6 protein-coding genes are annotated in these 10,552 nt (G+C 36.9%); 4 read left to right on the forward strand and 2 right to left on the reverse strand.

What is annotated here, in order from left to right:
- Positions 1-71: 71 nt before the first annotated feature.
- Entirely contained in the window at positions 72-197 is a 126-nt protein-coding gene (locus GQ589_RS12440; RefSeq protein ID WP_255471195.1) for a hypothetical protein, read from the forward strand.
- Positions 198-446: 249 nt separating this feature from the next.
- On the opposite strand, the gene pntB is transcribed toward GQ589_RS12440, so the two are convergent.
- Both pntB and pntA read right to left on the reverse strand, forming a co-directional pair.
- Positions 447-1,844, reverse strand: coding sequence for a Re/Si-specific NAD(P)(+) transhydrogenase subunit beta (pntB, locus tag GQ589_RS10840; RefSeq protein WP_160426140.1), 1,398 nt, complete (start codon positions 1,842-1,844; stop codon positions 447-449).
- 15 nt (positions 1,845-1,859) lie between these two features.
- Positions 1,860-3,392: a Re/Si-specific NAD(P)(+) transhydrogenase subunit alpha gene (gene pntA / locus GQ589_RS10845; RefSeq protein WP_160400564.1), complete on the reverse strand. Its 1,533-nt coding sequence runs from the start codon at positions 3,390-3,392 to the stop codon at positions 1,860-1,862.
- Positions 3,393-3,709: 317 nt separating this feature from the next.
- On the opposite strand from pntA, the gene mukF reads away from it, so the two are divergent.
- Genes mukF through mukB form a run of 3 tightly spaced genes read left to right on the forward strand, consistent with a single transcriptional unit; the run spans position 3,710 to position 10,219 of the window.
- A complete protein-coding gene (gene mukF / locus GQ589_RS10850; protein ID WP_160411043.1) occupies positions 3,710-5,032 on the forward strand; it encodes a chromosome partition protein MukF in 1,323 nt (440 codons plus the stop codon).
- A 43-nt stretch (positions 5,033-5,075) separates the two neighbouring features.
- Positions 5,076-5,798, forward strand: a complete 723-nt coding sequence (gene mukE / locus GQ589_RS10855) for a chromosome partition protein MukE (RefSeq protein ID WP_160426144.1) — start codon at positions 5,076-5,078, stop codon at positions 5,796-5,798.
- Between the two features lie 2 nt (positions 5,799-5,800).
- Positions 5,801-10,219: a chromosome partition protein MukB gene (gene mukB, locus GQ589_RS10860; protein WP_160426142.1), complete on the forward strand. Its 4,419-nt coding sequence runs from the start codon at positions 5,801-5,803 to the stop codon at positions 10,217-10,219.
- The last annotated feature ends 333 nt before the right edge of the window (positions 10,220-10,552 follow it).

Below are 10,552 nucleotides of genomic sequence, written 5' to 3' on the forward strand. Positions count from 1 at the left end.
ATCACCTGAACAATATGAACAACAATATTACCAAAATGAAAAAATGATAGAGGTGGGCACTGTCTAATATTTTGGCGAGGATCAATATTACTGTTCCTTCTTTAATCATTGGTGCTGGTATTGATGTTGGTGATATGAATGTAGAGCTTGAATCTGGTTATTTACAACAGTTTCTTTCAAAATCATTATCAACTTAATATTGTTATTCTTGATGCAATGCATTTTACTTTCATACAAATTTGTAAATCAGATGCTATAGATATTTTAGAGCAAGAGGCTAAAGGAGAATCAATCATTTGTAAAGATGGTGGTAATCGCACAAGGACAGAGATACACCGTGAAATAACGGATCGAATAATCGATTTTTTAGCTAAATCGAATTTAAATTAGCGCCTATTTTAAAAATATACTGTGGCAAAACCACAGTATATTTTATGAATTAATCATTAAAGACTTTGTAGTACTTTTTCAACACTATCTTTAGCATCACCAAATAACATATAGCTATTTTCTTTAAAGAATAGTGGATTTTGTACGCCTGCATAACCAGTATTCATTGAGCGTTTAGAAATAATAACAGTCTTTGCTTTCCAAACTTCAAGAACAGGCATCCCAGCTATTGGGCTATTAGGATCTTCTTCTGCCGCTGGGTTAACAGTATCGTTAGCTCCAATTACCCAAACCACATCAGTATCAGGGAAGTCATCGTTGATTTCATCCATTTCTAATACAATATCATAAGGGACTTTCGCTTCAGCTAATAATACATTCATATGCCCAGGTAAACGTCCAGCCACTGGGTGAATGCCAAATCTAACTTCAATACCCATGCCACGTAGTTTTTCAGTAATATTACTTACAGCACCTTGAGCTTGAGCAACAGCCATACCATACCCAGGAACGATGATAACAGAACGAGCTTCTTTTAATGTTTGAGCTACTTCCGCTGGTTGCATTTCGCGGTATTCACCTTGTTCTTCATCAGACGAACTTGTTGAACTACCATCACTACCAAACCCGCCAGCAATAACACTAATAAATGAGCGGTTCATCGCTTTACACATAATATATGAAAGAATTGCACCTGATGAACCAACTAATGCGCCTGTTACAATTAAGAGATCGTTACCTAACATAAAGCCAGCTGCTGCTGCAGCCCAACCAGAATAAGAGTTTAGCATTGAGATTACTACTGGCATATCAGCACCACCAATTGAGGCAACAAGATGGAAGCCAAATACAAATGCAATTATCGCCATAATTAATAGACTAATGAGTGCACCTGTTCCTTTTTCTACTTCAATGAAGGTATACATTAATATGATCGAAACAACAATCGCAGCTAGATTCCAATAATGTTTATTTGGAATAGAAAGCGGTTTAGAGCTAATGCGACCATTTAATTTACCGAATGCAACAACAGAACCTGAGAAAGTTACAGCCCCAATAAATACACCCACAAAAATTTCGACTAAATGTACAGTAAGCTCACTACCATGAAATAGTTGTGAATGATTGTTTAAGTCTAAAAAGCTATTTAAACCAACAAGTACAGCAGCCATACCAACAAAGCTATGTAGTAGCGCAACAAGTTCTGGCATTTGCGTCATTTCAACTTTCTTAGCAAGGTATAACCCAATTGTTGCACCAATAATCATTGCGATTACGATCCAGTGTAATCCACCCTTGATACTAGCTACTGCTGCAATAAGTGCAATAGCCATACCAATCATACCGTAGATATTTCCTGATTTGGCTGATTCTTGGTTAGAAAGACCACGTAAACTAAAGATAAAAAGTAATGCAGCAATAACATAGGCTGCTTGAATGATTCCATTACTCATGGTTTATTCCCTCCCTTACTTGTCACGTTGAAACATTTTCAACATTCTTTGAGTAACAAAGAATCCGCCAAAAATATTAATACTAGCGATTAAAATAGCAACAAAGGCAATTGCTGTACTTAGACCGTTGTCATCACCGATTTGCAATATTGCTCCGACTAAAATAATACCAGAAATTGCATTAGTTACTGACATCAGTGGAGTATGTAGAGAGTGCGTAACATTCCATACAACGTAATAACCAACCACACAAGATAAAGCAAAAACAGTGAAATGCCCTAAAAAGCTTTCAGGTACAGAATTTGCAAGCCAGAAATAGGCTAGAACGGCTAATGCAAAAATTCCATATTTTTTACGTGGATCCATTGGTTTGGGTTCAGGTTTAGCAATTGGCTCAGAAGTTTTTTTCTGAGGTTGTGCTGATACTTGAATTGGTGGTGCTGGCCAAGTGATTTCTTTCTCTTTAACCACGGTTACGCCACGAATAACAACATCTTCAAAGTTGATATCAATATTGCCGTCTTTTTCTTTAGCAAGCAATTTTAATAGGTTAACAATATTTGTACCATAAAGCTGAGATGCTTGAGCAGGCATACGATTAGCTAAATCAGTATAACCAACAATTTTTACATTATTCTCAGTTTCGAAAACTTCGCCAGGTTTGGTTAACTCACAGTTACCACCCGTTAATGCGGCTAAATCGACAATAACACTGCCCGGCTTCATTGATTCTACCATCTCTTTAGAGATCAGTTTTGGTGCAGGTTTACCGGGGATCAAAGCTGTGGTAATAATGATATCTACATCTTTAGCTTGTTCAGCAAATAATGCCATTTCAGCTTCAATAAAGGCAGCAGACATTTGCTTAGCGTAGCCATCACCAGAACCAGCTTCTTCTTCGAAATCTAATTCTAAAAAGTCGGCACCCATACTATTAATTTGTTCGGCAACTTCAGGACGAGTGTCGAATGCGCGAACAATAGCGCCTAAACTTACTGCTGCCCCAATTGCTGCAAGGCCCGCAACACCCGCGCCAATAACTAACACTTTTGCAGGAGGTACTTTACCTGCTGCAGTAACTTGTCCTGTAAAGAATCGACCAAATTGATTTGCGGCTTCAATAACTGAACGATAACCAGCAATATTAGACATTGAACTAAGTGCATCTAAAGATTGTGCACGCGAAATACGTGGAACACAATCCATCGCCATTACAGTAATATTTTTAGCTGCTAATTTTTCTAATAGATCTTTGTGTTGGGCAGGATAAATATAACTGATGAGCGTTAATCCCTCTTTCATTAATGCGATTTCATCATCAGTTGGTGCATGAAATTTCAAAATTAAATCATTTTGCCAAATATCTTGAGTATTTTGGATTGTTGCTCCAGCCTCAATAAAAGCTTGGTCTTCAAAATGAGCCGCATGTCCAGCGCCTTGTTCTACAGAAACTGTAAAACCAAGTTTTAACAGTTGTCCAACAGTTTGGGGAGTTGCTGCAACTCTAGCTTCATTGGCTAACCGTTCTCTAGGTATACCGATATGCATTTTGTTACATCCTTATGTTAGTTTATATAGAGTTTGTTGATTTTAGCATAAATAGACATCAGTGCGAGTGGGGAATCTGTTTTTTATTCAAGAAATAATATTTTAATTAATTTTAATGATATTTATTAATTAATATTATTATAAATTTAAATATAACGAGTAATCATCTAAATGATATCATTTTAATTCTTTCTTAGAATTCCATTACAAATCTACTCTATATTGTTATATAATTGACGTTATTTTTTTCTATGCCGTGAATAATGGATGTTCTGTGGAATGTTTCTATTTTGTTCTCCTTGAATTAAGGAACTTTTATGATTGATTTTTCCCAATCAGTGCCGGAATTGGTCTCTTGGGCAAAAAAAAATGATTTTTCGATCACATTACCGGTTGAAAGGTTAGCTTTTTTATTGGCCATTGCCGTATTAAATAGCGAACGCTTTGATGGTGAAATGACCGAATCTGAATTAATTGACGCTTTTAGGCATGTTTCGCTAATTTTTGAACAAAGTGAAGATACCATCACTGTCCGAGCCAATAATGCAATTAACGATTTAGTGCGTCAGCGATTCATTACTCGATTTACAAGTGATATGACTGATGGTTTTTCTATTTACCGCTTAACACCATTAGGAATAGGTATTTCTGATTATTATATCCGCCAACGTGAATTTTCGACGCTGCGCTTATCTATTCAGTTGTCTATCGTTGCACAAGAATTGAAGCGTGCCGCAGATGCTGCAGTCGAAGGTGGTGATGATTTACATTGGCATCGAAATGTCTTTGCACCATTAAAATACTCAGTTGCGGAAATTTTTGATAGTATTGATATTACCCAACGTGTTATGGATGAACAACAGGCTGACGTTAAACAAAATATTTCTGCCCTATTAAGTCAAGATTGGCAAGCAGCAATTAGCAGTTGTGAAGGGTTACTGACTGAAACATCCCAAACATTGCGTGAGCTACAAGATACTTTAGCCGCAGCTGGTGATAAATTACAAGCCAGTTTGCTTTTAATACAAGATGCAACACTTGCTAATCCTGATCTTGATAAAATTAACAATGTGGTTATGGATCTACAAGGTAAGCTTGATCGCATTATTGGTTGGGGACAAAAAGCAATAGATCTTTGGATAGGTTATGATAGGCACGTTCATAAATTTATCCGTACCGCTATCGATTTAGATAAAAACCGTGTATTTTCACAACGTTTACGCAAATCAATTCAAGGATATTTTGATTTGCCTTGGTCGCTCACTTTTGCTAATGCCGAGCGTTTACTTGATATGCGTGATGAGGAATTAGCTTTACATGATGCCGAAGTTACAGGCGAATTACCATCAGAACTTGAATTTGAAATGATTGAGGAAATTCAAGAACATATTATTGCGCATATTGAACAAAATTTATTGATATTTAAGCAAGAAAATAAACCACTTGATATGGGGATTACCATTCGCAGCTATTTAGCTCAGTTCCCTCGTGAACAGCATTTTGATATTGCAAGGTTATTTATTGATCAAGCTATTCGCCTTGGTATTGCCGAAGATGATTTACTTGGTATTTCTGCTGAATGGAAACTTATTAACGATTATGGAGCTAAGGTACAAGCACATGTCATCAATAGATACTAACGATTTAGACACACAACAAACTGCACATCATCTTGATGAAGTTATGGGGCGTATAGCAGCTAGCTCTCAGGCGTCCATTGATAAATATATGCCAGTTAAGTTGGCTCAAGCGATAGCTAATCCGATTTTTCCTGAACTTGATAGTTTACTACGTTCTGGTCGACATATTGGTATTGATGAACTTGATCATCATGCTTTTTTAATGGATTTTCAACTTGAGCTTGAACAATTTTATCAACGCTATAATGTTGAATTAATTCGAGCACCGGAAGGTTTTTTTTACCTACGCCCTCGTTCTACAACATTAATTCCTCGTTCAGTATTATCAGAGCTTGATATGTTAGTTGGTAAAGTGCTTTGTTATTTATACCTAAGCCCAGAACGATTAGCACATGAAGGTATTTTTACCCTACAAGAACTATTTGAAGAGCTTATTTCATTAGCCGACGAAAGTAAATTACTCAAATTAGTCAATCAACGCTCAACAGGTTCAGATTTAGATCGTCAAAAATTGTTTGATAAAGTAAAAACAGCGTTAAATCGATTACGTCGGTTGGGTATGATCTTTTTTATTGTTGGTAATGATAGTAGCCGTTTTCGTATTAATGAATCAATTTTCCGTTTTGGTGCGGATGTGCGTAGTAGTGATGATGCTCAAGAAGCGCAATTACGCCTAATTAGAGATGGAGAAGCAATTAAAATTGAATCATCCTTAATTTTAGATAATCAAGAACTAGATGAAGATGTTAATGAGGAGACTGAATAATCATGATTGGACACGGTAAATTTCACTCATTAACTTTGATAAACTGGAATGGTTTTTTTGCTCGAACGTTTGAGCTTGATCAATTAGTTACGACATTATCTGGTGGTAATGGTGCAGGTAAATCAACCACCATGGCGGCTTTTGTTACTGCATTAATTCCTGATTTAACTTTATTGCATTTTAGAAACACCACCGAAGCAGGTGCCACCTCTGGTTCACGCGACAAAGGTTTGCATGGTAAATTAAAACCCGGTGTTTGTTATTCAATGCTCGATGTGATTAACTCTCGCAATCAGCGAATTATTTGTGGTGTACGTTTGCAACAAGTAGCAGGGCGGGACAAAAAAGTCGATATCAAGCCATTTTTACTACAGGGTCTACCTATTGGTATTAGTCCAACAGAATTAGTAACGGAACGTTTAAATGACAGACAAGCGCGTATTTTATCATTGCCGGAGCTAAAAGATAAAGTTGAATCAATGGAAGGCGTTATTTTCAAGCAATTTAACTCTATTACTGATTATCATTCGGTTATGTTTGATTTTGGTATTTTACCAAAACGCTTACGCTCTTCATCTGATCGTAGTAAATATTATCGTCTTATTGAAGCTTCACTCTATGGTGGGATTTCAAGTGCGATTACCCGTTCACTGCGTGATTACTTATTACCTGAAAACAGTGGTGTACGTAAAGCTTTCCAAGATATGGAGGCTGCACTACGTGAAAATCGAATGACATTAGAGGCTATTCGAGTTACGCAATCTGATCGTGATTTATTTAAACATCTAATAACAGAATCGACTAATTATGTAGCAGCTGACTATATGCGTCATAATAATGAACGCCGAGTTCATATAGAATCAGTACTTGGTCTGCGTCGTGACATGTTTAAAACACAAGATCTGCTTATTAGCAATCAATACCGCCAAGTTGAAATGGCAAAAGAACTTAAAGAACATCAAGATGCGCAAAGTGATCTGGAAACCGACTTACAGGCTGCTAATGATCACCTTAATTTAGCGCAAACTGCATTGCGTCAACAGGAAAAAATCGACCGTTATCAAGCAGATTTAGATGATTTAAACTTAAAGTTAGAAGAACAAAACGAAGTAGTACTTGAAGCTAATGAACAGTACCAAACCTATCGTGATCAAGTTGAACAAACAGAACAAGAAGTTGACGAAATCAAGACTCAATTAGCTGATTATCAACAAGCGCTTGATGTTCAACAAACCCGTGCAATTCAATACCAACAGGCTTTACAAGCATTAAAAAATGCACAAAGTTTATGCCAATTACCTAAATTAGGCATTAGCAATATTGAAAATTACTATGAATTGTTTGAAGAAAAGCAAAGAGAGATCACCAAACAAGTTCTTGAGCTTGAGCAAAAATTAAGTGTATCTGATGCGGCAATTAATCAATTTGACCGCGCTTATCAACTGGTAGTCAAATTGGTTGGTGATGTAACTCGTAGTGAAGCCTTTGCTGCAGGAAAAGAGGCATTAAGACAGTGGCCATCACAATGTTACCAAGCTGAAAAGGCTGAACATTTACAACTACAACTTGATGAACTAGAACAGCGTTTTTTTGAACAAAAAGAAGCAGAATCATTATTAATACAATTTTGCAAACGTATTGGTCGCCAAGTTAATTATGATGATCTTGATGAGCTAAAACAAGAGCTTGAAGTACAGCTTGATAACAATGCAACATTAGCTAATGAATCAAGCGAAAAACGTATTGAGTTTAGACAAGAACTTGAACAGATACAGTCAAAAATTACTGATTACCGACAAAAAGCACCTTTATGGCTAAAAGCTCAAGATGCCTTAACTGCATTACAAGAACAAACAGGTGAAACGTTTGCCCATAGTCAAGCTGTTACACAACATATGCAACAACTGCTTGAACAAGAACGTACTCTTATTACTGAGCGTGACCAAATCAGTTTTAGACGTAACCAACTTGATATCCAAATCGAACAACTTAACCAACCAAGTGGTGTCGATGATGGGCGTTTGTCTGCGCTAGCTGAGCGATTTAATGGTGTATTACTTTCTGAAATTTATGAAGATGTAACTATTGATGATGCTCCTTATTTTTCTGCACTCTATGGGCCTGCAAGGCAGGCTATTGTTGTGCCTGATTTATCATTAGTAAAACAGCAATTAGAAACGCTAACAGCAAGTGATGAAGATTACCCTGAAGATATCTATTTTATTGAAGGAGATCCATCATCATTTGACGATAGCGTATTTAATTGTGAAGAAATGAATAAATCGGTATTGGTCAAAACAGGAGATCGTCAATGGCGATTTTCAAGTTTTCCAGCTGTACCGCTATTTGGGCGAGCAGCTCGAGAAGTTCATCTTGAAAAACTATCTACTGAGCGTGATGAGTTACACGAACGTTATGCGACAATCTCGTTTGATTTACAGAAATTACAACGTATTGAACAAAATGTTGGACAATTTGTTGGTCAATATTTAGCTGTGGCTTTCGATGTTGATCCTGAAGCTGAAGCGCAAAAGCTTTCGTCACGACGCAACGAAATTGAACGCCAATTATCATCCCAAGAAAATATTGATAAACAAAACCAACAACAAGTCGCCTCTTGCAAAGAACAACTAACTATTGTTAATCGACTTATTGCACAGATGCACTTACTTGCGGATGATGATTTAGCTGATCGTGTTGATGATTTACGTGAGCAAGTTGCTCAGGCCCAAGATGCTGCCCAATATGTAAGTCGTCACATCCATACAGTTTCAGAACTTGAGCCAATTTTAGCTGTTTTACAAAGCGATCCTGAACAGAACGAAACTCTACGTGAACATTACAACACGGTTAAAACACAGCAACAAACGATTCGCCAACAAGTTTTTTCCTTAACGGAAGTAATGCAACGGCGTGCCCACTTTAGTTATGAAGACTCGGCAGGAATGCTGAACGAAAATACTGATTTGAATGAAAAACTACGATCTCGATTAGAAATTGTCGAAGCTCAAAAAACTGATGCTCGTCGTCAGATGCAACAATATCAAGATCAGTACAACCAGTATAACCAAACACTTGCTTCGCTCAAAAGTGCGTTTGACACTAAACGAGACATGCTTAATGAACTGCAAAAAGAGATAGAACAAATCGGCGTAAAAGCGGATACGATCACTGAAGAGCGAGCTCGAATTCGCCGTGATGAAATTCATCACAAATTGAATAGTAATCGCCAAAATTGTACATCGCTTGAAAAACAACTCATTATGTGCGAAAGCGAAATGGCACAACTGCAAAAACGTCTAACTCAAACTCTGCGTGATTATAAGCAACTAAGAGAACAGGTAGTACAAGCCAAAGCGGGGTGGTGTTTAGTATTAAGGCTGGTTAAAGAGAATAGTGTTGAACGTCGTTTACACCGTCGTGAGCTTGCTTATTTAAGTGCTGATGAATTGCGTTCCATGTCGGATAAAGCATTAGGTTCCTTACGTTTAGCTGTTAATGACAATGAACATTTACGGGATGTATTAAGACTATCAGAAGATCCAAAACGCCCAGAACGTAAAATCCAATTTTATATCGCTGTTTACGCACATTTGCGTGAACGAATTCGCCAAGATATTGTTAAAACTGACGATCCAATTGAAGCGATTGAACAGATGGAAATTGAGTTATCTCGCTTAACTGAAGAATTGACATCGCGTGAGCAACAATTGGCAATCAGTTCAAAAAGTGTATCGAATATTATTCGTAAAACGATTCAACGTGAGCAAAATCGTATTCGCATGCTTAATCAAGGGTTACAAGCCGTGGCATTTGGTCAGGTTAATGGCGTGCGTTTAAATGTCCATATTCGTGAGGCGCATTCAACACTTTTAGCCGCACTTGCTGATGAACAAAATGAACATCAAGATCTATTTAGTAATAATCGAATTACCTTCTCAGAAGCGTTAGCTAAACTTTATCAACGTTTAAATCCACATATTGATATGGGACAACGAACTGCTCAAAATATTGGTGAAGAACTGCTAGATTATCGAAATTATCTTGAAATGGATGTTGAAGTGAATCGAGGTGCTGACGGTTGGTTACGTGCTGAAAGTGGTGCATTATCAACAGGTGAGGCTATTGGTACGGGGATGTCCATTTTACTCATGGTAATTCAAAGTTGGGAAGACGAATCTAAACGCTTGCGTAACAAAGATATTTCACCATGTCGATTATTATTTTTGGATGAAGCAGCTAGACTTGACGCCAAATCAATTGCCACATTGTTTGAGTTATGTGAACGGTTAGAAATGCAATTGATTATAGCCGCACCTGAAAACATTAGTCCTGAAAAAGGAACAACCTATAAACTCGTACGTAAAGTTATCAATAACCAAGAACATGTGCATGTAGTTGGTTTGAAAGGCTTTGCGTAATTTTCTATTATTTTTTACTTTTTTGCCGACAATTTGTCGGCAAAATTTTGATTGAAAATGCAAATAGACTATGGGTTTCTTATTTAGTTAAATTATATAAAACAAGAAACCCCAATATTGAGTAAGTTAAGATGATTATTAGTTATTCTGGTCGGTTTGTCTCTTGACTGTTGTGCTTTTTAGGTTCTTTAATTTTTTTTACATTTTCAGTTGCTACAGATGTGTAACGGTATACTTTTCTTGTAGATATTCTTAGCGGTATGATAAATCCTCAACAAAGGAGATTATCTGATGACAAGACAACTAAGTAGTGAATTTAAACGAGAGTGTGCA

This window comes from Gilliamella sp. Pas-s27 (genome assembly GCF_009795865.1).
In the GTDB taxonomy this organism is placed as follows: Bacteria; Pseudomonadota; Gammaproteobacteria; order Enterobacterales; family Orbaceae; genus Gilliamella.

Coding starts and splice junctions, on each gene's coding strand:
- mukE (WP_160426144.1), top strand. CDS start 5,076: ATGGGGCGTATAGCAGCTAGCTCTCAGGCGTCCATTGATAAATATATG.
- pntA (WP_160400564.1), bottom strand. CDS start 3,392: ATGCATATCGGTATACCTAGAGAACGGTTAGCCAATGAAGCTAGAGTT.
- mukB (WP_160426142.1), top strand. CDS start 5,801: ATGATTGGACACGGTAAATTTCACTCATTAACTTTGATAAACTGGAAT.
- mukF (WP_160411043.1), top strand. CDS start 3,710: ATGATTGATTTTTCCCAATCAGTGCCGGAATTGGTCTCTTGGGCAAAA.
- pntB (WP_160426140.1), bottom strand. CDS start 1,844: ATGAGTAATGGAATCATTCAAGCAGCCTATGTTATTGCTGCATTACTT.